The organism is Sporosarcina sp. FSL K6-1540 (assembly GCF_038620285.1).
GTDB lineage: Bacteria > Bacillota > Bacilli > Bacillales_A > Planococcaceae > Sporosarcina > Sporosarcina psychrophila.
Map to the genome: position 1 here is coordinate 1,349,056 of NZ_CP152018.1, position 25,559 is coordinate 1,374,614.

General features: G+C 41.3%; 26 protein-coding genes and 1 riboswitch. Of the genes, 15 read left to right on the top strand and 11 right to left on the bottom strand.

From position 1 onward, the window contains the following. Positions 1–1,455: 1,455 nt before the first annotated feature. The 4 genes from MKY15_RS05965 to MKY15_RS05980 all read right to left on the bottom strand — a co-directional run bounded on the left by MKY15_RS05965 (position 1,456) and on the right by MKY15_RS05980 (position 6,544). Positions 1,456–3,078: a long-chain fatty acid--CoA ligase gene (locus MKY15_RS05965; protein WP_067213550.1), complete on the bottom strand. Its 1,623-nt coding sequence runs from the start codon at positions 3,076–3,078 to the stop codon at positions 1,456–1,458. A 247-nt stretch (positions 3,079–3,325) separates the two neighbouring features. Continuing rightward, a complete protein-coding gene (locus tag MKY15_RS05970; protein WP_187046128.1) occupies positions 3,326–4,474 on the bottom strand; it encodes an acyl-CoA dehydrogenase family protein in 1,149 nt (382 codons plus the stop codon). 81 nt (positions 4,475–4,555) lie between these two features. Next, positions 4,556–5,326 (bottom strand): 3-hydroxyacyl-CoA dehydrogenase, encoded by a 771-nt coding sequence (locus MKY15_RS05975; RefSeq protein ID WP_342539256.1) that lies wholly within the window; start codon positions 5,324–5,326, stop codon positions 4,556–4,558. A gap of 69 nt (positions 5,327–5,395) precedes the next feature. After that, positions 5,396–6,544, bottom strand: coding sequence for a thiolase family protein (locus MKY15_RS05980; RefSeq protein ID WP_340741051.1), 1,149 nt, complete (start codon positions 6,542–6,544; stop codon positions 5,396–5,398). A gap of 188 nt (positions 6,545–6,732) precedes the next feature. On the opposite strand from MKY15_RS05980, the gene MKY15_RS05985 reads away from it, so the two are divergent. From MKY15_RS05985 to MKY15_RS06005, 5 genes are all read left to right on the top strand, one after another. Continuing rightward, entirely contained in the window at positions 6,733–7,083 is a 351-nt protein-coding gene (locus MKY15_RS05985) for an ABC transporter permease (RefSeq protein ID WP_187046131.1), read from the top strand. Between the two features lie 16 nt (positions 7,084–7,099). Continuing rightward, a complete protein-coding gene (locus tag MKY15_RS05990) occupies positions 7,100–7,738 on the top strand; it encodes a PspA/IM30 family protein (RefSeq protein WP_067213554.1) in 639 nt (212 codons plus the stop codon). A 114-nt stretch (positions 7,739–7,852) separates the two neighbouring features. Next, on the top strand, positions 7,853–8,554 hold the full coding sequence (gene liaF / locus MKY15_RS05995) for a cell wall-active antibiotics response protein LiaF (RefSeq protein WP_340741052.1): 702 nt from the start codon (positions 7,853–7,855) through the stop codon (positions 8,552–8,554). Continuing rightward, on the top strand, positions 8,551–9,597 hold the full coding sequence (locus MKY15_RS06000; RefSeq protein WP_067213556.1) for a sensor histidine kinase: 1,047 nt from the start codon (positions 8,551–8,553) through the stop codon (positions 9,595–9,597). Before liaF ends, MKY15_RS06000 begins: the two co-directional genes overlap by 4 nt. Next, positions 9,572–10,204: a response regulator transcription factor gene (locus MKY15_RS06005; RefSeq protein WP_067213557.1), complete on the top strand. Its 633-nt coding sequence runs from the start codon at positions 9,572–9,574 to the stop codon at positions 10,202–10,204. The genes MKY15_RS06000 and MKY15_RS06005 overlap by 26 nt, the downstream gene beginning before the upstream one ends. A 155-nt stretch (positions 10,205–10,359) precedes the next feature. Here the strand turns inward: MKY15_RS06005 and MKY15_RS06010 are convergent, their stop codons facing one another. Together MKY15_RS06010 and MKY15_RS06015 are read right to left on the bottom strand one after the other, a co-directional pair. Beyond that, a complete protein-coding gene (locus MKY15_RS06010) occupies positions 10,360–10,833 on the bottom strand; it encodes a DinB family protein (protein ID WP_231885736.1) in 474 nt (157 codons plus the stop codon). An 84-nt stretch (positions 10,834–10,917) separates the two neighbouring features. Next, positions 10,918–11,241, bottom strand: a complete 324-nt coding sequence (locus MKY15_RS06015) for a hypothetical protein (protein ID WP_067213558.1) — start codon at positions 11,239–11,241, stop codon at positions 10,918–10,920. A 278-nt stretch (positions 11,242–11,519) separates the two neighbouring features. Here MKY15_RS06015 and MKY15_RS06020 point away from each other — a divergent pair, with 278 nt between their 5' ends. Both MKY15_RS06020 and MKY15_RS06025 read left to right on the top strand, forming a co-directional pair. After that, a complete protein-coding gene (locus tag MKY15_RS06020) occupies positions 11,520–11,618 on the top strand; it encodes a YjcZ family sporulation protein (protein WP_156476121.1) in 99 nt (32 codons plus the stop codon). Between the two features lie 294 nt (positions 11,619–11,912). Further along, the gene (locus tag MKY15_RS06025) at positions 11,913–12,557 is read left to right on the top strand and encodes a CPBP family intramembrane glutamic endopeptidase (protein WP_067213559.1); all 645 of its coding nucleotides are present in this window, start codon (positions 11,913–11,915) and stop codon (positions 12,555–12,557) included. 84 nt (positions 12,558–12,641) lie between these two features. On the opposite strand, the gene MKY15_RS06030 is transcribed toward MKY15_RS06025, so the two are convergent. Both MKY15_RS06030 and MKY15_RS06035 read right to left on the bottom strand, forming a co-directional pair. Next, entirely contained in the window at positions 12,642–14,915 is a 2,274-nt protein-coding gene (locus tag MKY15_RS06030; RefSeq protein ID WP_342539257.1) for a histidine kinase dimerization/phospho-acceptor domain-containing protein, read from the bottom strand. 156 nt (positions 14,916–15,071) lie between these two features. Next, positions 15,072–15,761 (bottom strand): response regulator transcription factor, encoded by a 690-nt coding sequence (locus MKY15_RS06035; RefSeq protein ID WP_067213561.1) that lies wholly within the window; start codon positions 15,759–15,761, stop codon positions 15,072–15,074. Between the two features lie 253 nt (positions 15,762–16,014). Between MKY15_RS06035 and fdhA the strand changes: the two genes are divergently transcribed. The 5 genes from fdhA (at position 16,015) to MKY15_RS06060 (ending at position 20,746) form a co-directional block, all read left to right on the top strand. After that, positions 16,015–17,235: a formaldehyde dehydrogenase, glutathione-independent gene (gene fdhA / locus MKY15_RS06040; protein WP_067213562.1), complete on the top strand. Its 1,221-nt coding sequence runs from the start codon at positions 16,015–16,017 to the stop codon at positions 17,233–17,235. A 104-nt stretch (positions 17,236–17,339) separates the two neighbouring features. Next, a complete protein-coding gene (locus MKY15_RS06045; RefSeq protein WP_342539258.1) occupies positions 17,340–18,146 on the top strand; it encodes an MIP/aquaporin family protein in 807 nt (268 codons plus the stop codon). A gap of 215 nt (positions 18,147–18,361) precedes the next feature. Then, a complete protein-coding gene (locus MKY15_RS06050) occupies positions 18,362–19,261 on the top strand; it encodes a hypothetical protein (RefSeq protein ID WP_342539259.1) in 900 nt (299 codons plus the stop codon). Further along, on the top strand, positions 19,254–19,811 hold the full coding sequence (locus MKY15_RS06055) for a hypothetical protein (protein ID WP_067213565.1): 558 nt from the start codon (positions 19,254–19,256) through the stop codon (positions 19,809–19,811). Before MKY15_RS06050 ends, MKY15_RS06055 begins: the two co-directional genes overlap by 8 nt. A 26-nt stretch (positions 19,812–19,837) precedes the next feature. Then, complete coding sequence (locus MKY15_RS06060) at positions 19,838–20,746, top strand: CPBP family intramembrane glutamic endopeptidase (RefSeq protein WP_342539260.1); 909 nt, start codon at positions 19,838–19,840, stop codon at positions 20,744–20,746. A 39-nt stretch (positions 20,747–20,785) separates the two neighbouring features. Here MKY15_RS06060 and MKY15_RS06065 read toward each other — a convergent pair whose 3' ends face one another. The 3 genes from MKY15_RS06065 to MKY15_RS06075 form a co-directional block, all read right to left on the bottom strand. Further along, a complete protein-coding gene (locus MKY15_RS06065; protein WP_342539261.1) occupies positions 20,786–21,655 on the bottom strand; it encodes an EamA family transporter in 870 nt (289 codons plus the stop codon). A 134-nt stretch (positions 21,656–21,789) separates the two neighbouring features. Continuing rightward, the gene (locus tag MKY15_RS06070; RefSeq protein WP_067213567.1) at positions 21,790–22,827 is read right to left on the bottom strand and encodes a beta-carotene 15,15'-monooxygenase; all 1,038 of its coding nucleotides are present in this window, start codon (positions 22,825–22,827) and stop codon (positions 21,790–21,792) included. 534 nt (positions 22,828–23,361) lie between these two features. Continuing rightward, entirely contained in the window at positions 23,362–23,991 is a 630-nt protein-coding gene (locus MKY15_RS06075; RefSeq protein WP_342539262.1) for a nitroreductase family protein, read from the bottom strand. Positions 23,992–24,125: 134 nt separating this feature from the next. On the opposite strand from MKY15_RS06075, the gene MKY15_RS06080 reads away from it, so the two are divergent. The 3 genes from MKY15_RS06080 (at position 24,126) to MKY15_RS06090 (ending at position 25,554) form a co-directional block, all read left to right on the top strand. After that, complete coding sequence (locus tag MKY15_RS06080) at positions 24,126–24,461, top strand: helix-turn-helix domain-containing protein (protein WP_342539263.1); 336 nt, start codon at positions 24,126–24,128, stop codon at positions 24,459–24,461. A gap of 258 nt (positions 24,462–24,719) precedes the next feature. Further along, positions 24,720–24,766: riboswitch (PreQ1 riboswitch) on the top strand. Positions 24,767–24,773: 7 nt separating this feature from the next. After that, positions 24,774–25,256 carry a QueT transporter family protein gene (locus tag MKY15_RS06085; RefSeq protein ID WP_067213570.1) on the top strand — a complete coding sequence of 161 codons (483 nt, stop codon included), beginning with the start codon at positions 24,774–24,776 and terminating at the stop codon, positions 25,254–25,256. Positions 25,257–25,323: 67 nt separating this feature from the next. Then, positions 25,324–25,554 carry an excisionase family DNA-binding protein gene (locus MKY15_RS06090; protein ID WP_067213571.1) on the top strand — a complete coding sequence of 77 codons (231 nt, stop codon included), beginning with the start codon at positions 25,324–25,326 and terminating at the stop codon, positions 25,552–25,554. Positions 25,555–25,559: the final 5 nt, after the last annotated feature.

Sequence of the window (25,559 nt, forward strand, 5' to 3'; positions counted from 1 at the left end):
GTTGCCTTTCTTATCAATTATTTTATGCAAAAGAGTCCATCCCTATGATTCTACGTCGGTATTACCCGCTTGAATCATTCTAGAGACTTGTTCGCTTTTTGTTGATAACGTCATAAAGTGCCGAGTTATCAACAGTCATCAGTTGATAACTCGAAAAAATGTTTATAGTTTCAGAATTTTCTATCGGAAATCATCTTTTTGGGTTATTAATCAAATTCTAAAGATAGATATCCACAATTTCCTCCCCAGTTAACAATTCCTCCACAATGATCAATGAAGTTATACACTACCCACCAAGCTATATATAATCCATAGTCTGGTAAGTTATATTTATACTGAATATCAGGAATACGATTCACTAAAGTACTAACTATCTGGTTGATTATTCAAGTACTAAAACCATACTATATATGCTGCACAAATGAATACGGCATATGCGCTTTACAAAGGCTTTTTTGAGGCCGCTGAAAAGTACTGATACTTGGAATGAAATAGAACTCCTACAAATACCGCTTCGACGCTTTGTGGATGCCTCCCGCGATAAGCCAGAAAGAAGACCGCTTTCAGTCTTATCACTCCGGCTACCACGAAGACGCGCCTTCGCTAGATGGTCTATGTGAGAAAGAGCATTTCATTATCTGTGATGAAGTTTGCAAGCTAAGGCACGTCTTTCTTGAATATAAGTAGTATCAACTAGTAATCACCTTATAACCTCGCATATACATCTTAAAATCACATTTCTCACGATAATGAACAAGCCCGGCAAAGGCATCCGCAAAGCACCAAGCGTTCTACAATCCACACCTCGAATTAAAACTCTCTCCTTATTTAGCGCCACAGTAAATTCAATGGGATTCTTTAATTCAACACATATAGGTTAATTAATCACGTCTGTTGATTAACCATTTCCTCACATAATATTCTTCTAAGGTAGGAGCGATTTTTTTCATTTGGACTAGTACTTTTCCGGCTCGCTTTCGGCTAAAATAATCACGATAGTTTTTCTGTGAGACAGGTGTGGCTAGTTACGACTTATACAAACCGAACCCTTTGCTGTTCGGTTGACTGCCTTTATCCAGGTAACAAGCCCACTATTCTTTCGTCCCAAAAAAGCTTTCGCACTTCATGTACTTGCACCTTTAGAGAGCGACAGATGAACGACCACCATACGATTACCGAAAAAATCTATAGGGATGCGACGAGTAGCATCCCTATAGATTAAGATACCCCGGTAAAGATATAGGAGTCGTTCGATCCAAAGCAATCTAAGCAACTGTACGGGGGATGCTTAGTATTTGATTAAGTTATTTTCTGGTTATTTCTAGTAAATCAACACGTGTGTTAATTTACTATACTGTTCTCATTGCGGAGCTTATTAAGGCCTGAAACGAATCTATATACGTTGAAATGAAAAAAAGACCAAACCAGTGTGGTTACGGCCCCTTTTTGTGTGTTTTACACTTGCTGATAATGTTCCGTCAATTGATTACGTAATGAGGCTTTCAGGAATTTACCGACGGATGTTTTCGGGATTTCATCCAAGAAGACAACATCGTCCGGTACCCATAATTTAGCGAACTGGCCTGCCAAATAGGTTAGCAACCGCTGTTTCATCTCTTCGTCAGCAACCTTCCCTTCTTTCAAGACAACACACGCCAGTGGACGTTCAATCCATTGCTCATGCGGTATTGCTATCACTGCCGCTTCAAAAACATCTTCATGCGTCATCAGCGCATTCTCCAAGTCAACAGACGAAATCCATTCGCCTCCACTCTTGATCAAATCTTTTGTGCGGTCCATCAATTTAAGATAGCCAAACTCTGTCATAACTGCGATATCGCCTGTGAATAGCCAGCCATCACGGAAGGCTTCTGCTGTACGCTCATCATTGTAATATTCGCTTGCAATCCAAGGTCCCCGAATAGCTAATTCGCCCATTGTTTTACCATCCCAAGGCGCATCTCCGGCTTCATTAACAATACGGACTTCAAGACCCGGCATCGGCATCCCTTGAAGTGCACGGACATCGATTTTCTCATCCATTGTTAAATCGGTCATCCCTGACGAATAGACAGATAGACTGACTAGTGGCGATGTTTCAGTCATGCCATAGCCAACGATGAACGGTACACCAAGTTTTTCTTCGAATGCACGGATCAATCCTTTTGGTGAAGCTGAACCACCGCTTACAACGGCTCTAAGTGATGACAAGTCTCTCGGACTCTCCTCCTGCTCCTTCAGCACTGCTAGCCAAATTGTCGGAACTCCCGCTGTTACAGTCACCTTCTCCTGCTCGATCAAGTCCAGCAACAGCTTCGGATTTAAGCCTGGCCCCGGCAGGACTTGTGTTGTACCAAAAAAGACCGCGGCGAATGGCATTCCCCATGCATTGACGTGGAACATTGGCACGACTGGCAGAATTACATCTCTCTCCGATAAGCCCATAGCATCAGCTAGTCCTAGCGCATAACTATGCAGAACAAGTCCGCGATGGGTATAGACGACTCCTTTCGGATTGCCCGTCGTAGCGGATGTATAGCACATGCCAGCTGGCGTATTCTCATCGAGATCCTCTGGGAATACAAAGTCTTCAGATGCTTCAGCTAGAAGTGCTTCATACGAATGGACATTTTCGAGAGATGTTTCAGGTATTTCAGTGCTGTCTCCCATGATGATATAATGTTTCACCGTTTTCAGATAAGGCGCAAGTTTTTCAAGATGCGGAAACAGATTATCATCGACAAGCAGGATTTCATCCCCGGCATGGTTGATAACGTATGCAATATGTTCCGGAGATAATCGTATATTGATCATATGAAGGATGGCACCTGTTCCCGGCACACCGAAATACGCTTCTAAATGTCGATGGTGATTCCAAGCAAACGATCCAACTTTCGTTCCGTGCTCCATCCCGAGTTTCGTCAGGGCATCTGCCAGTTTGCGTGTTCTTTTTGCGAACTCACGATATGGAATCCGGTGAATCGAGTTTTCTCCTGTTCGTGAAATAATTAATTTGTTAGGGAAATATTGCTCTGCTCGTTTAATAAAGGAAGATAATAATAGTGGTGTTTGCATCATACTAATCTCGCCCCTTTTCATGTAGAATATTTTTTACGTAAACAGTGCATTATAATAGTAGGTATACGTCACATATGGTCCCGAAAGATAATATGCCCTACGAAACCAAGTTATTCCTACTTATTTATATAGTTTGCAGTATTGAATACGGTGTACAAACTGAGCGTATGTGCCTTAAAAGGTTAGCCGAGCGCCAAGACAGATTCAATGGCGTTCTTTATATCAACTTATTAAGCAACCCTAATTTCTACAAGCCCATATTCTTCGCGATGATGACTTTCATGATTTCATTCGTCCCTGCGTAAATCGATGCCACAGGGATATCCCTGTAACGTCTCGCAATTTTATATTCTTCCATATAACCGTACCCACCGTGCAACTGCATACATTCTGCCGAAATTTCTCGCGCCGTATCGGTCAGCCAATATTTCGCCATCGATACTTTTGTGACGACATCTTTTCCCGCTAGATGATCTTCGATAAGTGATTCTAGAAACACTTTTCCAATCTCCACTTTCGTTGCAATTTCAGCAAGTTTAAACTGCGTGTTTTGAAACGAACCAATCGGCTTATCAAATGCTTTCCGCGATTTTACATACTCAAGTGTCATTTCTAGCATATCCTCTGATGCCGTTTGTGCGGCAATCGCAACAACAAGCCGTTCCTGCTGTAGTTTCTCCATTAGATAGCTAAATCCTTTTCCTTCTTCGCCAATTAAGTTCGTTACAGGTACACGGCAATCTTCAAAGAACAATTCCGCCGTGTCTTGCGAATGCAACCCTACTTTATCGAGTTTTCGACCTTTTGTGAAACCTGGCGTACCTTCTTCTATAATAAGCAAACTGACGCCACGATGTTTCGGTTCGGCATATGGGTCAGTTTTTACAGCAACGAGTATAAGATTCCCATTAATACCGTTTGTGATAAACGTCTTTTGACCATTCACGACGTAATGGTCCCCATCTTTAATTGCCGTCGTCCAGATATTAGCCAAGTCCGATCCTGTTCCTGGCTCTGTCATTGCAATAGCGGTAATATTGTTAGCGCTTACACAACCAGGTAGCCAGCGCGCTTTCTGCTCCATTGTGCCGAACGATTCAATATATGGAACAACGATGTCATTGTGCAAGCCTACCCCTGTGAGACCCGCGCCTACACGCTCAAGTTCTTCCCCGATGATTACACTAAAGCTGAAATCCAGACCAAGCCCTCCGTATTTTTCATCCACTTGCGGGCAGAGGAACCCCATCTCCCCAAGTTTTTTCCAAAATGCGATTGGTATAAGCCGATCTTTTTCCCATTTATCGTAGTGTGGAACTGCTTCTTTCTGAAGAAACTTCCGAAGTGAATCTCGAAACATGACGTGCTCATCCATTTCAAATCTGTATCTCGCCAACGGTCTAGCCCCTCCTTTTGTAACATGTGCTTTGGAACGTGTTTGAGTTGCCATGTTTATCGGCGAACCATTGTTTCCAACTCACTTTGGTTGCATCCGAATCGCACCATCCAACCGAATTACTTCACCGTTGAGTAGTGTATTAGTAAATATACTTTCAACAAGCTTTGCATATTCATCTGGTCGCCCAAGTCGTTTCGGGAACGGTACCATTGAAGCAAGTGAATTACGTGCGGCTTCCGGTAGCCCGTCGAATAACGGCGTTTCTACAAGACCCGGTGCAATTGTCATCACTCGGATACCGAATGCCGCGAGTTCACGTGCAATCGGTAATGTCATTCCAACAACGCCGCCCTTTGAAGCACTGTATGCAACCTGTCCAATTTGTCCCTCGAAAGCAGCAACGGAAGCAGTATTCACAATAACCCCACGTTCCCCTTCTTCGTTTGGCTCATTTCCTTGCATTGCGGCCGCCGCAACACGAATTATATTAAATGTGCCTATCAGGTTTACTCGAATGACTTGTTCAAACTGGTCAAGCACCATCGGACCGCTACGCGACAACACTTTCCCAGGCGTCGCAATACCTGCGCAATTAACAACGGCTGTTACTTCTCCAAACTTCTCCTTTACGGAAGCAACGTTTACTTCCACTTCTTCCGCATCCGCAACATCCGTTTTGAAGAATAAAACACTTTCCTCTCCAAGCTCTCTTGCAAGTGCTTGTCCACGCTCTTCATTCCTGTCGAAGATAGCTGCCTTTCCTCCGGCGTTTACTATCCTCCTTACAGTGGCCTCCCCAAGACCGGATGCTCCACCTGTCACGATTGCCGTTACTTTTTCCATTTCCACACCTAAATCCCCCTAATCGAATACAACTAAATTTCATTTAGCAGGGGTTTGGCCCCTCACTGGATGAAATTAAATACGTTCAATAATTGTCGCGTTCGCCATACCCATTCCTTCGCAAATTGCGAGTAGCCCATAACGTCCGCCAGTCCGTTTTAATTCGTGAATCATCGACACCAGTAATCGCGTGCCTGTCGCGCCAAGTGGATGACCGAGTGCGATGGCGCCGCCGTTCGGGTTCAATTTCGTAGAATCAGCACCCGTTTCTTTCAGCCAAGCAAGCGGCACTGGTGCAAATGCTTCGTTCACTTCATACGTATCCATGTCTTCTATTGTAAGACCGGCCTTTTCAAGTACTTTCCGTGTTGCTTCAATTGGACCAGTTAGCATTAACGTCGGATCAGAGCCAACAACCGCTCGTGCAACAATGCGTGCGATCGGCCTCACGCCAAGTTCGTCCGCTTTGTCTCGTGACATAAGGAGTACAGCAGATGCCCCGTCACTCATTTGACTTGCATTACCCGCTGTAATTACGCCATTTTCATCAAAGACCGTCCGTAATCCTGCCAACACTGCTGTTGTCGATTCGGGACGAGGGCCTTCATCTTTAGAAAATAGTTCTGTTGTGCCATCTTCTTTCGTGATTTCAACAGAAACAATTTCTTCTTCAAATTTCCCTTCATTAATTGCGTGAATCGCCTTTTGGTGACTTTCGAATGAAAAGCGATCTAGTTCTTCCCGCGACAGTTCCCACTTCTCAGCAATTCGTTCAGCTGATAGTCCTTGATTAATGATTTCATATTTTTCTAGGAGCTTTGTACTTGGTTTTGCATCTCCCATATTGGACATCATTGGTGCACGCGTCATACTTTCAACTCCACCTGCAATGACGATATCCATATCCCCAGACAGAATAGCTTGTGACGCAAAATGAACAGCTTGCTGACTCGATCCGCATTGCCGGTCAATTGTCACACCAGGTACATGTATTGGGAATCCGGCGATGAGCGCTGCTGTCCTAGCAATATTCCCACCTTGTTCACCTGATTGGGTAACACAACCAAGAATGACATCTTCCACGTCTTCTTTGTTTATCCCTGCGCGTTTCATAAGTTCCTCAAGTACCACAGCCGCAAGTTCATCAGGTCTGTAGACCGAAAAGCTCCCTTTTCTCCTACCTACCGCAGTTCTAACCCCCTGAACAATAACAACCTCTTTCATACCTACACCCCGTTATCCGAATTAATTAACTTTTCTTATAATAATAGAATACATGAAAACACTTACAAAATCTAGTATGACTTAGATCGAATCAGCCTCAAGTCCTAGGTGGAAATCCGCTTAGCGCCCGTTTGGACGAGCCGGAAATCGTTATAAGATTAAGTTACAAACGAAAGGAGGAACAACAAATGAAAAAACTAGGTCTTGCAGCACTTGGTATTACAGCAGCAATCGTTGCCCTTGCGAATCTCGGATCACTTCTCGCACTTGCATTTTCAGCATTGATTGCATACGCGGGGTTCCATTACTTCAGAAAGAGCACTTCCACAATCTCGAAATTGTTCTGGGGAGGCGTACTTGTCATTGGCTTGTTAACAGCAATAGCAAATGTACCGGCATTCATCGGAATCATTGCTTTAGTCGGTGTTCTGTATGTTTGGCGTAAATGGCATGGCTCAGAAAACAGTAACATCATCAATAACCCTACTGACGATCCATTCGTAAACTTCGAACGTCAGTGGAATGAAATTACAAAATAATGAGGAGGAACTAACTATGAACTCACTTTGGAATAGATTTAAATACTCGGTACAAGCAGATCTTCACACGGTGCTCGACAAAAAGGAAAGCAAAAATCCAATTGCCATGTTAAATCAATACATCCGCGAGGCAGAAAAACAGACCGAATCAATTGGGAAATTGCTTGAACGTCAAAGCAAACTAAAAACAGAACTGCAGAAAGAGTTGGCAGAAGCTGAAAAAATGTCAGAAAAACGTCGTAGTCAGCTTGAACTTGCACAAACTGCTGGTGAAGAAGACTTAATCGCATTTGCCGAGGAGGAAATCGCTGCGTACGATACGCGTGCAGCAGAACTTTCGGAAAGCGTTATGGAAACGGCTTATGAATTGATTTCACTGGAGCGTAAATTCGAGGAAATGAAACATAAAGTGAAAGATATGAAAGTTCGTCAGCTGCAATTGATGGGGAAAGAGAATGTGACCCGCGCCCATCACCGGATGGATCAAATCATCTCTCCTGAAAATGCAGACAGTAAAATGGCATCAGTTGGCGATATGAAAAAGTATATCGAAAACCTTGGCGGAAAGATTGAACGTGAGTACGAAACGTCATCAATGGACCGTCGCCTTGAGACATTAGAGAAAGAATCCGCAAAAGAAGTAGAAATTGTGTAAAATAGACTGTAGGATGCAGGTATGCAACCATCGCCGCAGGAATCGGTGTACTTAGGTTGTGTACCTTTTTTCTTATTTACAGATAATCTGACCTCAAGAAGGGAGAATAACAAAATGAAACGAATCGATACAAGCAAAATCACATTTTGGGGGCTAACTTTCCTTCTACTCATTTTTGTCGAGGCAGCTTTCTTTCATAACGGCAATATCGTGTTCGTCCTTCTTGGTGCCGGACTAATTTATTACGGTTTGCGGAAACGATCGAAGCTGCTATTTTTACCAGGCCTGTTTTTTATCGCAATGGCACTTTTCACTTTGTGGAGTTTACGGATGCTCATTTTCACCGTCATCATCTACGTCCTCGTAAAACTATGGAAGGGCGTACCGTCGGAAGAAATAATGCGTCCTCTCAAAGATCTTCAACGAGAAACGCCCAACGGAATTTGGAAAAACAAACTATTTTCCGTCCAGTCATCCCCCTTTGCGTCTTATGAATGGGAGGACATCCATATCCACGGACTCTTTGGTGATATTCACATCGATGTAACGGATACAGTACTGCCAAAAGGAACTTCTTTAATTTCTGTTAGGCAAGGTATTGGAAAAATAAAAATTGACTTACCTTACGAAATCCCCGTACGCATTCATTACACGACATTAATCGGTGATGCTAAGCTTTTCAATATTTATCGGAAACGGCTCATTAATGAATCGCTCCATATGAAAGATAGCTATGAAGGGAAATCTGCTGATTCCCCTGAACTTATCATTACGCTTTCCACTTGGGGCGGAGATGTCGAGGTGACACGAAAATGAAGGCAGTCATCGGACGCGGACTTGTTTTATCAATTTTATTTATTGCGATTGCAGCGGTGTACATCTATTTCCTTCTTGGTTTGCCAATAGAAGAAAGTTGGTTTGCGTTTTATGAATTGCAATTTGCGAATGTTTCGCTTGGCTTGTGGATTTTGACTACTATTTTCTTGCTTGCCTGGGGAATCGCTATATGGACAGGTTTTTTAGGAAGTTCAAAAGAGAAAGCAATCGAGCAAAGAATAACAGGGTTGATCGACACTGAGCTAGAAACTGATTCAATCGAGAAGTTCTCTCCCCGTATGGACCGGGCAATCGGGACCGTATCAACGGTCATTCATACGCAGCGAAAAAGTCTGCAACGGATCATAGATGAGCGTGCGGAGGAGCAAGACAAACTTATCCAAGAACGAATTATACAAGAACGACAGCGACTCGCGCGCGAGTTACATGATTCTGTATCTCAGCAACTGTTCGCCGCATCGATGCTATTATCCGCTATTACGGAAAATAACGAAGTTGCTATCGCACAAAAACCGGTACTCCAAGTCGAGCGAATCGTCCAACAGGCGCAACTGGAAATGCGCGCCTTGCTACTCCATTTACGACCGGCACCCTTGAATAACAAATCACTTGCCGAAGGACTTGAAGAGCTATTAATTGAATTAAGGGAAAAAGTGCTATTCGATATCCGATTCCGTTTGGAAGAAGTGACATTATCAAAAGGTGCGGAAGATCAGTTATTCCGAATCGCGCAGGAGACGCTGTCCAATACACTGCGCCATGCACAAGCCACGGAAGTCGATGTGCTATTTGTGGAACGAGACGGGCTCGCAATTTTCCGGGTGCAAGATAATGGTATCGGATTCAAAGATAGTGATGGAAAAGGCGGCTCATATGGTCTGCAAAACGTTAAAGAACGTGCAATTGAAATCGGTGGAACATGCAAAATCGTTTCCGTTCCCTCACAAGGGACGATTGTGGAAGTGAAATTACCTGCTCGAAAAGGAGATGGACCGAATGATCAAGATCCTGTTAGTGGATGACCATGAAATGGTGAGAATCGGTGTTTCTGCCTATCTACAGATTCAGCCGGATATGGAAGTCATCGGCGAAGCGGTAAATGGGCGCGAAGCCGTAGGAAAAGCACTTGAGTTACGCCCCGATATTATATTGATGGATATGGTGATGCCGGAAATGAACGGTGCCGAAGCAACTGCTGCCATCATTAAGGAGTGGCCGGAAGCAAAAATCGTTATCGTGACAAGTTTTTTAGATGATGACAAAGTATATCCAGCACTTGAAGCAGGCGCAATCAGCTATATATTAAAAACATCGAATGCGAAGCGAATTGCAGAGGCCATCCGTGAAACATTAAAAGGACAAACAGTATTGGAACCTGAAGTCACAACAAAAATGATGCGCAAAATGCGAGCAGGCAATGAACGGCAGCCCCATGATGAGTTGACGGAACGTGAACTTGAAGTATTATTGCACCTTGCGAAAGGTAAAACGAACCAGGAAATCGCAGATGATTTATTTATTGCACTGAAAACAGTGAAAACACATGTTAGCAATCTATTATCTAAACTAGAAGTGCAAGACCGGACACAAGCAGTCATTTATGCATTTAAGCATGAATTAGTAAATTGAAAAGCAGTCATCTTACGTCAGATTAAAACGGACGTGTGATGACTGCTTTTTTTAATGCAGGAAATTATATAATTATCGGCCCGAGGATAACCTGAGAAAGGCGATATTTCACGCCCAGACTCTAGCGCCTAGAGGCTTACGCTTTTGCTCCAGAATTATTCTGAAGCCAAACGGTTCAAAGCATTAATCATGCCTGCATGAACGCCTTCATGCCACACTGCAAATTGAACGACTGCCTCAACTGTCACCATTGTATGCAAGGGTCCAATTGACATCGGTTCCTGTAACGTATTGCTTAGTTTACCTTCGAGCGCTTTAACGACACGTTCTGGTTGTTCCTCTAATGCCGCGAGGAGCTCGTCTGTTGATGGAGCATTTCCTTCCCAGTCGTTAGGGCCTGATCCCGACACAAAAAGAGAGATCCATTCGGGATGGACAGGTTCATAACCTTCCACCGCTTTTTGAATGAGTGTTTCCATCGTTACAAAAATATGACCCGCATTCCAACGAATCGTGTTATTGAATCCTGTTGGTTGTGCATCCCAAGCCTCTGCTTTTGACTTTACAAGACGGCCAAGTGTATAAATACGTGTGAATTTTAACTGATTCATTGTTTCGATGACAATCATCCCTTTCTTTGCTTCTCTTCTACTCTACCGCATCTTATCTACAAATCAAAACGGTCGCTCCACAAAGGGACGACCGCTACTAAGTTATGGTTTAAATGGATCTTCGTTCGGTTTCTCTTTATTCCATTTTTCGTGTGTTTCTTGATCAAACTTGTTATCTTCTTGATGTTTTTCACCAAAAGGGTATTGTTCGCCCGACCTTGGCTTATTATAACCCGTGTCCGTTTTGTATGTTCCGTATGCTGACTGTTCATTCTCACCAGTCTTGTCCAAGGTGTTTTTTCTAAAGACATCCGATGTATTCGAATCGGATGGATCCGCGAGTGGAAGCTCATCGGAATTAGCTACCCCTTTCACTTTCGGTTCAAGATCTTCTTTGTTTGGGTACTTACCATCTGATTTTGTCATAGTATCTATTGATCCTCCTTCTTCGAATAGTGATTCTATTCCCATATTTTAAACTAATGATACAACACATTTCATTAAACAAGCAAGTAGAATCCCATACTAGACAGCAGGATGGCCACTCCAATTACCACGTCTATCCATCTACTTGTCAGCTAAACTATTCTTCTAAATAACCAAAAGCAATTATTTCTTTGGCAGTCGTAAAGGCGTTTGTACTTAGTGCCTAGTAATCTATTTGCATAAGCTAAATTAGACCATTCATGAAAGGAGTGTTGACAATGGGTCAATACGGAGGATATGAGAGCGGAAGCTCATTTGCGTTAATTATTGTGCTTTTCATCCTGTTAATTATTATCGGTGCTTGCTTCATTGGTTAATTAAGGATGTTGTGCATCTAGTACCAGCATACTTGCTATATATGTTGAAATAAAGAAACCACTGAATTTGCTACTGCGCTAGGGGATGCTGCCAGTCTTATGACTTTGGCTCCCCCTTAAAAGGCGCCTTCGCTCAATTTATATGGGTATTTATTTGGTCAACATATATAGTATTTTTTTCTTAGGGAGCGCTTGATAAGCGCTCCCTTTCCATATTTCCATTTTATTAATTTTAATGAAACTTTAGACATTATTTGGTCGTCCAATACTGAATCAATGATTGGAGGATCTACTATGATACGGGGAATTATTTTATCGTTATTCAGCATCACTTTTCTACTGTGGATTGAACAATCAGTAGAAGTTACATACATCTGGAAAACGGCGGCGAAAGTGACTCTATTCCTGCTCGTCCCACTCCTATTATTCCGCAAGACGGGATTCCCATTCTTACGCTTGGTCCAAACTGATCGAAAAAGCATGTTGATTGCGATTGGTTCTGGAGTTGCGATTATGGGGATTATCTTTGCGGCGTTCATCATCTTACAGCCTTTCATAGATATTGCTGCACTTCTAGTTGACCTTGCTAGTGCAGGTATAACGACTACAACATTCCCGTTCATCGCTCTCTATATACTGTTCGGCAATTCGATGTTAGAGGAATTTTACTTCCGCGGTCTGTTGCCAAATCTTGTTGGCAAATCTCGGATTCGGTTTATTTTACCGTCATTCCTCTTTGCCATTTATCATATTTCAATTTTTCTTCCATGGTTCAGCTCAGCTCTTCTTATACTCGCTGTAACAGGGCTCTGGGTTGGTGGAGTTATCTTTCAACTTGCCAATGAAAAAAGCGGAACAATTTTGCCCTCTTGGACGATTCACATGTGTGCAGATATTGGTGTACTACTTATCGGTGTCTATATCATGTACTTCTATTGAATAAGGCCGCATGACAAAAAAAGCTGTACACATTCCCCTTCTATAAGGGCTTTGCATACAGCTTATTATTTGTATATCTATTTGTTAAACCGCCGCCACGACGACCGTTACTTTGAATAAATCCCCATCTACTTCGATTTTCATATTCCCATTATGCAAATCAACGATGGATTGCGCAATCGCAAGACCAAGTCCTGAACCATCTGTATGGCGTGATGTATCCGCCCGTTTAAAGCGTTCATATAATTCGTCAATATTTTCACCGAGCTCATACTTCGTCACATTTTTCACGACGAATTCGGCCGTATCCCCTACTTTTCGAAGCGTAATATAGACACGGGTACCCGGCAATGTGTACTTGATGGCATTAACAATCAAGTTATCCAATACGCGCCACCATCTTTTCCCGTCCACATAGGCAACGAGTGCAGCTTCAGGGAAATTCACCCTAAAATCCAGTCCTGATTTCGAGATTTCTTCTTCGTGCTCTGCAAGGGCTTGTTGGAGTAATTGCGTCATATCAACACGCTGCTTGTTAAGCTCCAAGTTACCACTTGCCATTTTCGATACTTCGAATAAATCCTCGATTAACGTCTTCAAACGCTGTGACTTTTTGTCTAAAATGTCTACATATTTTGTACGTTCTTCAGCTGTAATGTCTTCCTTTTTCAAGAGATCCGTGTAGGTAATAATTGATGTCAATGGAGTCCTGAGATCATGACTGACATTCGTAATTAGTTCTGTTTTCAGTCGTTCGCTTTTCGCCTGTTCAGTCACGGAAATATGGACACCTTCACGAAGATTATTCAAATTCTTTGCGTGTTCCGCTAGTGGTGATTTCCCCTCAATATCAATTTCTTTGTGCAATCGCCCATTCGCCATCGCTTCCGTAGCAACCATAATGCGATTCAAATACGCTGTTCTTCTCACAAAGATATAGAGGAATGGCAATCCAGCAAACAAGACAAGCGGAATATAAATCATAATTAATATAGGTTGGATGAGGACAATGCAAAGTCCGATACCTGCTAGGAAAAAACCAATTAACAGTAGGAACATTTGAATACCAATGGATCGATTCAAGAACATCCCTTGCCACGCAAGTATGAACCTCATACTGTAACTCTCTTTAATATCCTGTATTAGCGCACCCCTAACTTTTACACGCTCTACAAGTAGGACCAATTGGAATACTATCGCCCATAGGAAGACCATTAAAATGACAAGCGTCATTCCGAGAATGACTCCGGATTCTAATCTATAATGAGTAAAAAATGTGACATAGCGCCCTACAGCATTTCCTAATAAAACCCAAAAAACACTAGCTGAAAGCAATAGCAATGCTGCTTTCAGGTCAATTTTCTGCCGTTGGTATCTCTCTACATAATAGCTTGTCGTGACCCATTCCTTGTTGAAACGTATAACTGTCAGCAAAGCCGCTAAAGCAAGTATACCAAGCGTCCAAAGGACATATAAAATTAACTGTTTTTGATTATATTGTTTTACATTTTTACCCAGAGAACCTTTCTGCAATGCACTTTGCGGTACAACTACAGTCCCCTCAAATTTCTTCACAGTTTGTGGCTGAGTAGACTCCAAAGCGGCGTCTTGTGCATGCTCTGACGCAGTCTCTTCTGTTACGGTTGAAACAGTATCTCTGAACGCCGAAACTCCACTTTCATAGGCCTCTGACGAATAACTATCATAATAAAAGTCATCCAACTGATCAGGCGCCGCAAAGAGATAACCTTCCTCCGCACTGAAAGTCTCTTTATAGCCCGTCGTAACATGGATATCTCCTGAAGTGAACTTTTCTCCCGTTTGACTATCCGTTAACTCATAAACAACAGGAAAATAAAGATTTTCCTCGGTGTTCTGAATGCGTCGCTGCAACTCTTCTTCTAGCTGTTTCTCTTTACTTGCACGGATCTTTACTTCTACATGCGCGTCCGATTCAAAGTTCTTCCGAATGTCGTCAATTTTCGCATCGCGCTCTTCTATCAATGTCGCTTTCAGCTTTTCACTTTTCACCGCTTCCGCATCGGTGATTCGTTGCGTATATTGCACTTCAATATTACCAATCTGCTCAGAAAGAGTACCATAGTAATTACGATGCTCTTCGATTTCGGATTTAGTAACTGTAATCCGTTTTTTCTCCGCTTCTATATCAATCGGATTCAAAACAGCTTGAGTAAGATTTCCATAAAAGTTATTCATTTCCCATTGAAAATCATTCGACTCTACATAGCTCTTACCAATATAACGTAAGTTGCCACCTGTCACTGAAAGCAATGCCGTTAAAAATAATACCGCTAATGAAGTCCACACAACAATTTGTATACCATATTTCTTTTTCACCATCATACACTCCCTTTCATCAGCCGTGTGAGATAAGCGATGGCCCGACTAGAACGCTCCACACCATTGCCTACCAAGTCGATGATATAGGAGAAACAGTAACCAATACTCAGTGCCGCTATAACAATTGCAAGAATCGACCAGAAAGTAGTATAATCATTTTTCGATTTTGTAACCAATGCCCCATACCACCTTTACATACCTTGGATTTTTCGGATCTGCTTCGATTTTCTCACGAATTTTACGAATATGAACTGCGACAATATTTTCAGCATTGTACGCCGCCTCGTTCCAAACCCGTTCATAGATTTCACTGATAGAAAACACACGTCCTGCATTCTTCATCAGTAATTCTGTGATTTTGTATTCGATAGGAGTCAGCTTTACTACATCACCATCGACGGTTATTTCCTTCGCCTCTTCATCAAGAACAAGTCCGTCGATTTCTACTTTTTTCTGACCGTCATATGTACCAAATTGAATATATCGACGTAATTGAGACTTCACACGTGCCATCAATTCCATTGGATGGAACGGTTTGGTCACATAGTCATCGGCTCCCACAGACAAACCGTGAATTTTATCTGAATCCTCCGCTTTTGCACTTAACATGATAATCGGGATATTGCGCACTTCCCGAATTTTGAATGTCGCCGTAATACCATCCATATTCGGCATCATAATGTCGAGAATGAGAAGATGGACGTCGTTCGACTCCAATAACTCGATCGCCTCTTTGCCATCCGCCGCCTTTAGTACGTCGTATCCTTCATTTTTTAAATAAATTTCAATCCCGTCACGGATATCCTGATCGTCATCCGCTACCAACACCGTGAACTTCGCCATCTTCCGCACCTCGCTTTTCTTAACTCTATGATACCAATTGTACCCGCCAAATCTTAACATTTACCAATTGTAATTATGAAGAAAGTCTTAAGATGTGTTGTATCAAGATTCCAAACAAACACGTTAATCCAAACTTTTGTGTTTGCTTTTGAATTAGCTAAGTGACTGTCCCCATCAATTCAAATGATTATTGCATGTTTGGACAGAGACTTACATATTGATAAGGTGCAAGGACAAACTACTATTGGGGGTAATGTTAATGTCAAACCGTGCTGTTGTATACAATAAGCCTGGAATAGTTTCAATCGAAAATATTGGCTTTCCCGACTTGGTGTTACGAGATGGACCCGGGGTAAATCCATTAAATGTCGGACGTAAGTGTGATCACGGTGTCATTCTAAAAGTCGTTGCTACAAATATTTGCGGGAGTGATCAACATATGGTGCGCGGTAGGACAACTGCACCAAGCGGTCTAGCATTAGGACATGAAATTACCGGCGAAGTCATTGAGGCAGGTCGGGACGTAGAATTCATGAAAGTCGGAGATCTTGTCTCCGTGCCTTTTAATATTGCTTGTGGTCGCTGTAGAAATTGTAAATCACAAGACACTCATATTTGTGAAAACGTAAATCCAGACCGTCCTGGATCAGCTTACGGTTATGTTGATATGGGTGGGTGGGTCGGTGGACAATCGGAGTATGTAATGGTTCCTTACGCTGATTTCCAACTACTAAAGTTTCCAGATAAAGCACAAGCGATGGAAAAAATTCTTGACCTTGCTATGCTATCAGATATTTTCCCAACAGGATTTCACGGAGCATACAGTGCTGGAGTCACAATCGGGTCGACTGTATATATAGCTGGCGCTGGCCCAGTAGGATTAGCAGCCGCTCATTCAGCACAACTGCTCGGTGCTTCATGTGTCATTGTAGGAGATATGATTGAAGATCGATTGGCACAAGCGAGAAGTTTTGGATGTGAAACGATCAACCTTAGTCAGCATGATGATATAGGCGAACAAATTGCCCAAATACTTGGTACTCCTGAAGTCGATTGTGCTGTTGACTGCGTCGGGTTTGAAGCGCATGGTAACGGACCTAATCGAGGAGAAGCACCTGCAGCTGTTCTTAACTCAATTATGGAAGTGACACGTGCTGGAGGCAAATTAGGAATTCCAGGTTTGTACGTAACTGGAGATCCAGGAGCAACTGATGAAGATGCCAAATTTGGGACGCTGAAAATCCGAATGGGATTAGGCTGGGCAAAAGCACATCATTTCGTTACGGGACAAACTCCTGTCATGAAGTACCATGAGTTTTTAATGAAATCAATACTGAGCGGGAAAGCCCAAATTGCCAAGGCAGTAAATGCTACGCTTATTTCATTAGAAGAGGCACCGAATGGCTACCAAGTTTTTGATAAAGGCGCAGCGAAAAAGTTCGTTATCGATCCACACGGACTGATAAAGAGATAACTCTTTTAACATAGATGATAACATCCACGACAAAATCTTCGGAATTTCGAAAACGAGCTGTGGATGTTTTTCTATCCCGTATCGACAATCAGGGGGGATTTCCTATGTCGGCATTTTTAGGTGAATTAGTTGGAACGATGATCTTAGTGATTTTAGGTTGCGGTGTTGTTGGCGGAGTCGTGCTTAATAAAACTAAAGCACAAAATTCCGGTTGGATTGTGATCACGATGGGCTTTGGTCTCGCTGTAGCAGTAGCTATTTATGCCGTAGGCGGGATAAGTGGCGCCCATATTAATCCGGCAGTTACAGTAGGATTAGCCGTAATTGGGGCTTTTCCATGGGCAAATGTTCCATCGTATATTTTAGCTCAACTCATTGGTGCTTTTTTCGGAGCAGTCATTGTTTACGTTAACTATTTACCACACTGGGAAGAAACAAGCGATAAAGACCAAAAGTTAGTTATATTTTCAACTATTCCGGCCATAAGAAAGCCTCTTTCCAACTTAGTAAGTGAAATGATCGGTACATTCGTACTCGTCCTCGGGATATTAGCGATTGGTGCAAATGAATTTACGGAAGGACTTAATCCACTAATCATCGGATTTCTTGTCCTCTCCATTGGTTTGTCACTTGGGGGAACAACCGGTTTTGCGATAAACCCTGCACGTGACTTAGGTCCAAGAATAGCTCACTTTTTCTTACCGATTCCCGGAAAAGGATCATCCGATTGGCATTATGCTTGGGTTCCAATTGTTGGCCCATTACTTGGTGGAGTATTTGGAGCTCTATTTTATCAACAAGTGTTCAGTGGGGTAAATTCTTTGGCATTTTGGATAGTAGGCTCAATTTGTTTGGTCGCAATTCTAGGTGCATGTGTTTTGAACAAAGTGATGAAAACTCAGCAAGTTTAATAAAGTTCAGTAGCCCTAATACAACCATGTAAAACTTGAATATACACCCCCTGTATCGATTCAGTTAGTAACCAAACTAACTACACAGGAGGGTGTTTTTTTATTAGGTAAAATTAGGCTGTTTCAAGAAAAAATGACCAGGTGACAGTCATTCGGTCATTTCCATTTGGTATACTAAGGTAATATGCCAATTCACAAACAAAGGAGGATATATTATGAAACCCCGTTTTTTTTGGATCGCACTAATTCTGATTGGTATAAGTTGGATTTCAAACTCTATTTACGCTCACTCCAAGCAACTAGATAAGCCTATTTTCTTGGATCATTATATTGATGTGGAGTTGCAGGATTATATATATATAACGTTTTATTATTTAACGAACAAGAATGACTCTTCAGTAGTCTCGTCTGTTTCTACTGGTGAACTAATCGGCTATCCAGAAGACCCTTATTTTGCAGACGAAGGAATTCAAAATAGACAGTCATTTAATAATCATGTATTAAGAAGTGTCAATGTGAGGTTCGACTTAGAACAACCCTCTGTTCCTGAAATTTATTCTTTCACTGAAATGGACATCTTTTTTTCAAATGGAAAAAAGATAACAACCCCCATTGGCATCGTGAATATCTTTCCGTACTTCAATGAAAGAATCCCCCTCGAACAAGTAAGTACAATGATGGGTAGTAACTATAATAACGCAGATTATCGAGCTACTGAGCCCCTTACAGTCGATACAATTAAAGGTTCATATCAAGAAGTCTTACAGGATAATTTCCTTATTAAAATAAACTCGCCGAGTAACCCTACAGTTTCCCAGACCACTGAGAAAGAGTTTCTCGATCCGATGGAAAAAGAGTGGAGGAAGTTGCCTGGGCTAGATTTGAAAAATGTTCAACTTCCATTCGACTTGAAGAATGGTGAAAGACTAAGCGTGTACAGTAGCATTTCTAAAAACCTCAAAGCAGTATTTGATTTAAGTATACATATTTCCGGAAAGTCAGAGTCAGGCAGGTTTTTCTCAACAACCGTCAGATTCAATCATCAACCTTATTTGGAACAAAAAGATGTCAATGCAATTATCAAGGAGAAAACAAAGGGGGATACCAATGGATAAAGCATTAAGGTATATGTTCTGGGGGTATCTTTTCATTTTTTTCCGGGTCCATATTGGTTTTGATTGGCTAGCTGACCCTGTCGGATATTATTTGATTTACTCCGGATGCTTCATGCTTATCGATAAATATCCTCATGCAAAAAAAGCAGGAATCGTAGCTGGACTAGGCATAGTCATTTCTTTCCCGGCAATTTTCGTTAATCTTTCTGCGCATTATCTCGGTATTTGGGAAGTCTATTCACTTGCTTTACTCGTCCTAAAACTGATTGTCGCCTATTTTCTTTTCGCTGTTCTAAAAAGTATTGTCAATGACTATGCTAATCAAGCATTGATAAACCAGACGAAAAGTGTCTATACATTTTATATAGCTATCCACTTATCCGTGCTTATGCTCATGTCATTTTCCATGAATATAGCTGAGGACCAATGGATCACACTTACATTCATGCTGACAATGGGCGCCTTAGTTATGGATATCATGTTTCTTCTACTACTTGCAGCCATTCGGCAAGCACAACCGCGACAGACAGCTCACGACTATTCGGTATGAAAACAGTGGAAATTGGGAGGGATAAGATGTTTAAAAACCAATCAGGTCAAGTAAGGGCTGGCTGGCTTATTTTACTAACTTTTATAGCCATGCTAATTGTTCAACAGTTATTCTCACTTCCTGGGATTCTTTTATTGATGTTCACTGAAGCACCTTTTAGTGAGGGATTTAGTTATCTCGATATGCAAACTGCTTTCGATTCACACCCTTGGATTTCCCTTTTAATGCAAGGCGGTGGTACAGTCGGTGGAATAGTGATTACTTTTTTACTATGGCGTTTTATAAATAAGGGTTCCATGAAAGAGCTCGGCTTTAGAGGTTCGTTGAAAGACTTATGGTTTGGACTGTTTCTTGGTGCATTATCGATTATCTTTATTTTTATTGTATTGATGGCGACCGGCAATGTGACACTCCTTAATTCATTGTCAAACCCTCATTTCTCAATATTTACGATTACTTTTCTAGTTCTATTTATTCTTGTCGGAATCTTTGAAGAGATGTTCTTTAGAGGATATGTCATGTCCACCATGGCAAGTAGGGGAAATAAAAAGTGGGTTATCTACGTAGCATCCGCTTTAATTTTCAGCATCGCCCATGGTGCAAATCCAAATGTAAGTCTTTTAGGATTAATGAATATTGCACTGGTCGGGCTTTTATTCGCTTATATGTTTGACGCCACAAAAAGTTTGTGGCTACCGATTGGTTATCATATTACGTGGAACTACTTCCAAGGGAATGTTTTTGGATTTGCGGTAAGCGGTACAGCACCAAATGGCATCTATAGCGTTGAACTAGCCGAGGGACATGATTGGCTGACTGGTGGTGCATTCGGCCTAGAAGGTGGAATCCTAGCAACGATGCTAATCTTGGTCGGTTTTATCGCTACAAAGCTTTATTCCAAATCGAAAAATCAAAAAAATACAGGAAGCCTTTAAAGCTTCCTGTATTTTGAATTTCAAAAACAAAAAGACTGTTCAAACCTTCACTTTCCTACCACTCAACGTCAACACAAGAATTCCGCCAAGCAACATCGCAATACCCATCCACGACGTTCCTGTCAGTCGTTCACCTACAACAATCACACTCAATATAGCAGCAGTAAGTGGTTCAGCAAGTGACAGGGTGACTGCTGACGATGAAGGTATCCGTTTCAATCCGGCAGAAAACAGGATATATGCCACACTGGTTGTGACAATCCCAAGATACAACACAACAGAAATTCCACGCCCCGTCATAAGCCCTTCCGTTTCGAATAAAAACAAGAATGGCATGAGCATTATCGCACTCATCGAAAAGATAACCGCAACAGCAGGCACAGGATCTACCTTGTCTAGTACGTCTTTATTGACAAGTGTATAAAAAGCAAACAACAATCCAGCCCCAAGTGACATCGCGATTCCCACTGGATTTACAACGATTCCATCTTTATTTAAAAAGAGCAGTGCACACCCTATAATTGCAAGTGCTGTCGCCATGATCCACACCCGGGTCGGACGGCGTTTTACTAGTAACCATTCAATGATTCCAGAAAAAACTGGAGCACTTCCGATTGTGACGACCGTGCCTATAGCAACCCCCGTTAATCTGACAGAAGAAAAAAATAAATACTGAAAAATGGCCATCGAAATAGCTGCATACAGGGTAGATCTCCAAGGCCAATTTCGAAAATCGATTTTACGAATAATGAGCAAAATAACTAGTAACGAAAAACCCCCTATAGCAAGCCTCGATGCCCCAACTGCCAACGGATGAATCGTTTGCGGCATGAATGTTTGGGCTGTGCCAGTCGTCCCCCAAAGTATCGCACCTACCAGCACGACTAGATATGAAATACGTTGTGACAAAGTGATCCCCCCTTACTCTCTCTACAGTAGAAGATACCACATAAATCAAATTCTCCAATACCTTAATTCTACTTAATTGAATCCACAAGTGATTATACGAACCTAGCTAAACCGGTGAGATACAACATCTATCTTCATAACTTTTGCTTCACCAGTTCTTTAAACCTCTCCGAATCATCTACTCGAATAGCTACTTGATCATAGAATTTCTTTACCCCCATCAACAGTGTCGCTTCTACTGGATATTTCAACTTTAATAGGACACTCGGGTACACTTTCTCAAAATCACGTGCAATAAAATCAATCGTATTCTTCGAAAATTTTTGTTCCAATACATCAGGGTCTTCTATTATCTCCTCAATATCTTCCCATCGGATTTCCATACGTTTCATCAAACCTAGAGAAACATACATACTTTCATGCTCTATCTGCAAAGGATTGAAGCGTAGTGCTTGAATATCACCTAAAAATAACAGGACTGAGTAGATGTTTATCACTAGCAGAATAAGCGATAAAATAAATGATTTGTCATGCAACCACCAGTGAATACCGATTGTTTCAATCACAATTGCATGGATCATCATCACTTGAAAGGCGATTAAACTTGATTTTTTGTAGAGTGTGAACGTATTGTCTTTTTCTTGCGGTTTCTTTTTCCAAATACAAAAAGCATAATAAAACATGAGCATTTCCGAACAAATCACTTGAATAATCGGATGCTTTCTTACCTTTTCGTCCACTGCATGAGAGAAAGAAAATAAAAGTGGTAAAGGGCTTTTCTTCACCGTTTGAATGATTTCGGGTAAATATTTAAAAAGAGTTACTAACAACAGAACTTCAAGTAAAACGAGTGCACCTTCTATTACAAAACCTGCTAACGTAATCGTCTTAAAAGGAGCTAAATACTCCATCGGAATCATAAAGCGTGCAACCATAAGGCCCCCAGCCATCAACACAATGAGATACTTCCAACTCATTTTACGTTGCCAAGCTAAAAATAAAACGGGTGCCACAATGGTTAAATCAAGGATGGAACCTAGCACGACACCATTCGTTTTTGTAGGCAACAGGTTAAGCCCAAAGGAAGAGCGGTATAAAGCAAAATTAGAAGCCAAAACAAGTAATAATAAGATTAGCCATACAATATGGATTGATTCCCTTTTATATACCATGTTATCCACCTCACTTTTTTTGAGTTATAATGTTTTCCAACTTTTGAAATATACGATGTAACTCCTGAATATCCTTCATTCCTAACTTTTCCTACTACTTTTCGTTAATCGTTTGCTCAATTTATGTAAGTTTTTCGAAATAGGCTATCCTTCTTAATTGATCGAGTTTTATTTTCAATTCCCTACGATTTTCTTTATTGATTTTTCTCAGGTCTGTTTAATAATTGGCTTACAGTACTTGACGTAATTCGTAACCTTGTCGTTAGCTCACTTGTTTTACAGATGCCTATTTTCAATCACATCTTGGTATTCGGAATCTGATTGCAATCCATCTCTTCTACGTTTAATAATCTCTTTCATATTGTTAGATAACCTAGAATCCATTACAACACCTTCTTTCGTTCCGATTAACAGTTAATTAGTATTAACCATAAATACAACTTAACATAATGTCAATAATTGTTATTAATATAAACTAAAAATCTGTATACAAAAAAGCCCGAAATGCATGTAGCATCCCGGGCAATAAATTTCTTATATAAAACGCACAACTTCATCTAAAGGCAAGCGGGAAGACCCGTATGCCGGGGAAGCGGCCTTTCCTAAGGCAATCAGTACAATTGGGAATTGATCACTAGGAAGGTCGAATCTCTCAGCAAATTTCACTTTATCAAAGCCACCTATTGTTGAAGTATCATAGCCTTTTTCTTTGGCAATCAACAGCAATTGCATAGAAACTAGCCCCGCATCGAAAGAAGCGATATTCATTCTTGCCTCTCTTGGAATAGTTGGATAGACCGCATTCGTACTGGCAATCGTACGATCTTTAATCGACTCATCCATATGACCTTCTGCAACATTTTGTGTATAGATTTGCTCCACCTTTTTATACGCATCGATATTACCTAAGACAGCGATAACGGCAGATGAATCCCCCACCTGGACTTGATTGTTAGCGATTACTTGCAGTTCTTTCTTCACCTCGGGGTCTTGGATAACTATAAAACTCCAAGATTGCAGGTTACTAGATGAAGGAGCTATTGTTGCCAGCTTCAGCATTTCTGCAATTTCCTCTTTTGCGATTGTAGCGTTCGGATCGAACACCCTTACCGATTTTCTGTCCTTCATTACACTATATAAATGTGAGTTCAATGTTGTAGTCATTGTATTGCCTCCCTTTCTAAAACTTACTAATAGTAAGTACCTGCATTCAACTTACCATTAGTAAGTTTGTTATGTCAACCCTAACGATACATGTTAAGATAGATGAAAGATAAAGCAGAATGGAGGTTCGACTAGTGAATCAACCGAAAAATTGTGGGAATTCATCACATGTCTGCAACAACTTTCACGATACAATTGAATTTATTGGTAAGAGATGGATGGGGGTAATTATTTATACACTAATGTCCGGACCCAAGCGTTTTCATGAAATCACTGAAGATATTCCAGGGATATCAGATCGACTTTTAACAGAACGGTTGAATGAATTAATCAAAGAAGGCCTCGTTACAAAAAAACAACTTGAGCCTTCTTCTACTATAGTTGGATATGAGCTAACGGACAGCGGGATGGAATTAAAAGAAGTTATTACTGCCATACGGAACTGGATGGCAAAGCGAACAAACCTTTAGATCCGAAAGGTTAGAAAATTCATTAAACTCCCAAAGAAGAGCTATTTCCCCTAGAGGTTGATAGCTCTTTTCCCTCGCCTTGATTAACCACATTCATCATTCCTACACTTTTCTCGATCATTTATACCGAGCTGTTCCATGGCCCAACGAGACTCTGACATCGATATTTATCCTATCCAAATTCTTACTTCTTCATTTTTCACATGTATTGACATGTACGAATCAAAAACACTATGATACACTGGATTGCAGGCTTTTTAACACGTGGTTCGTCAACCATCCCACGCTAAAAAAACTAGGAGGAAATGAATAATGAAAATAAAAACAATGGCCATTAGCGGGATTATCGCCGCTTTATATGTAGCTGTTTCCCTATTAATAGCACCATTAGCATACTCAGCCATCCAATTTAGAATCCCTGAGATGTTCAACCATCTTGTCGTGTTCAATAAAAAGCTCATATTTGGAATTGTGCTTGGTGTATTTGTGACAAACTTATTTTCCCCACTTGGTATGTATGACTTATTTTTTGGGGTAAGCCAATCAATCCTAGCCCTTTCAATTACGATTTTCTCTGCTAAATTCATATCTGGAATATTCAAGCGAATGGTCTTCAACACGCTTGTTTTCACCTTTACAATGTTCATCATTGCTTTCGAGTTGAATCTAGCATTAGAACTGCCTTTCCTACTTACCTGGTTAACAGTCGCAATAGGTGAATTCGTCGTTATGGCTATCGGGATTCCGATTATGATGATTTTAAATAAACGTTTGAAATTCGAAAAACTTATTTAACATAACCCATCCCCTCCATTTCACTGTTAGCGATTGAAATAGAGGGATTTTTTAAGGAGATGGATCGATGTACATAACAATCCAAGAAACCGCTGAACATCTAGGTATGCCTGTCGAACAAGTAGAAAAGTACGTGCGGGAAGGTCGCATCCGTTCCGTCCATGATGGTGAAAAATTCCTTATTAACAAAGATCAGTTTGGACTCTATTTAGAACAGCTCGAAATGTTAAAACACCAAATCGATGAATGGCGGAACGAACCTATTCCACCCGATCGTGACATTAAAGATGAAGATTGAAAAAC

Excerpts from the sequence above, each read along its gene's own strand:
- MKY15_RS06070 (WP_067213567.1), bottom strand. The coding sequence starts at position 22,827 with ATGGTATATAAAAGGGAATCAATCCATATTGTATGGCTAATCTTATTA.
- MKY15_RS06055 (WP_067213565.1), top strand. The coding sequence starts at position 19,254 with ATGGATAAAGCATTAAGGTATATGTTCTGGGGGTATCTTTTCATTTTT.
- MKY15_RS06000 (WP_067213556.1), top strand. The coding sequence starts at position 8,551 with ATGAAGGCAGTCATCGGACGCGGACTTGTTTTATCAATTTTATTTATT.
- MKY15_RS06035 (WP_067213561.1), bottom strand. The coding sequence starts at position 15,761 with ATGGCGAAGTTCACGGTGTTGGTAGCGGATGACGATCAGGATATCCGT.
- liaF (WP_340741052.1), top strand. The coding sequence starts at position 7,853 with ATGAAACGAATCGATACAAGCAAAATCACATTTTGGGGGCTAACTTTC.
- MKY15_RS06090 (WP_067213571.1), top strand. The coding sequence starts at position 25,324 with ATGTACATAACAATCCAAGAAACCGCTGAACATCTAGGTATGCCTGTC.
- MKY15_RS05980 (WP_340741051.1), bottom strand. The coding sequence starts at position 6,544 with ATGAAAGAGGTTGTTATTGTTCAGGGGGTTAGAACTGCGGTAGGTAGG.
- MKY15_RS06085 (WP_067213570.1), top strand. The coding sequence starts at position 24,774 with ATGAAAATAAAAACAATGGCCATTAGCGGGATTATCGCCGCTTTATAT.
- MKY15_RS06075 (WP_342539262.1), bottom strand. The coding sequence starts at position 23,991 with ATGACTACAACATTGAACTCACATTTATATAGTGTAATGAAGGACAGA.
- MKY15_RS06050 (WP_342539259.1), top strand. The coding sequence starts at position 18,362 with ATGAAACCCCGTTTTTTTTGGATCGCACTAATTCTGATTGGTATAAGT.
- MKY15_RS06010 (WP_231885736.1), bottom strand. The coding sequence starts at position 10,833 with ATGATTGTCATCGAAACAATGAATCAGTTAAAATTCACACGTATTTAT.
- MKY15_RS06020 (WP_156476121.1), top strand. The coding sequence starts at position 11,520 with ATGGGTCAATACGGAGGATATGAGAGCGGAAGCTCATTTGCGTTAATT.
- MKY15_RS05990 (WP_067213554.1), top strand. The coding sequence starts at position 7,100 with ATGAACTCACTTTGGAATAGATTTAAATACTCGGTACAAGCAGATCTT.
- MKY15_RS06005 (WP_067213557.1), top strand. The coding sequence starts at position 9,572 with ATGATCAAGATCCTGTTAGTGGATGACCATGAAATGGTGAGAATCGGT.
- MKY15_RS05965 (WP_067213550.1), bottom strand. The coding sequence starts at position 3,078 with ATGATGCAAACACCACTATTATTATCTTCCTTTATTAAACGAGCAGAG.
- MKY15_RS06060 (WP_342539260.1), top strand. The coding sequence starts at position 19,838 with ATGTTTAAAAACCAATCAGGTCAAGTAAGGGCTGGCTGGCTTATTTTA.
- MKY15_RS06025 (WP_067213559.1), top strand. The coding sequence starts at position 11,913 with ATGATACGGGGAATTATTTTATCGTTATTCAGCATCACTTTTCTACTG.
- MKY15_RS05985 (WP_187046131.1), top strand. The coding sequence starts at position 6,733 with ATGAAAAAACTAGGTCTTGCAGCACTTGGTATTACAGCAGCAATCGTT.
- MKY15_RS06045 (WP_342539258.1), top strand. The coding sequence starts at position 17,340 with ATGTCGGCATTTTTAGGTGAATTAGTTGGAACGATGATCTTAGTGATT.
- MKY15_RS06015 (WP_067213558.1), bottom strand. The coding sequence starts at position 11,241 with ATGACAAAATCAGATGGTAAGTACCCAAACAAAGAAGATCTTGAACCG.
- fdhA (WP_067213562.1), top strand. The coding sequence starts at position 16,015 with ATGTTAATGTCAAACCGTGCTGTTGTATACAATAAGCCTGGAATAGTT.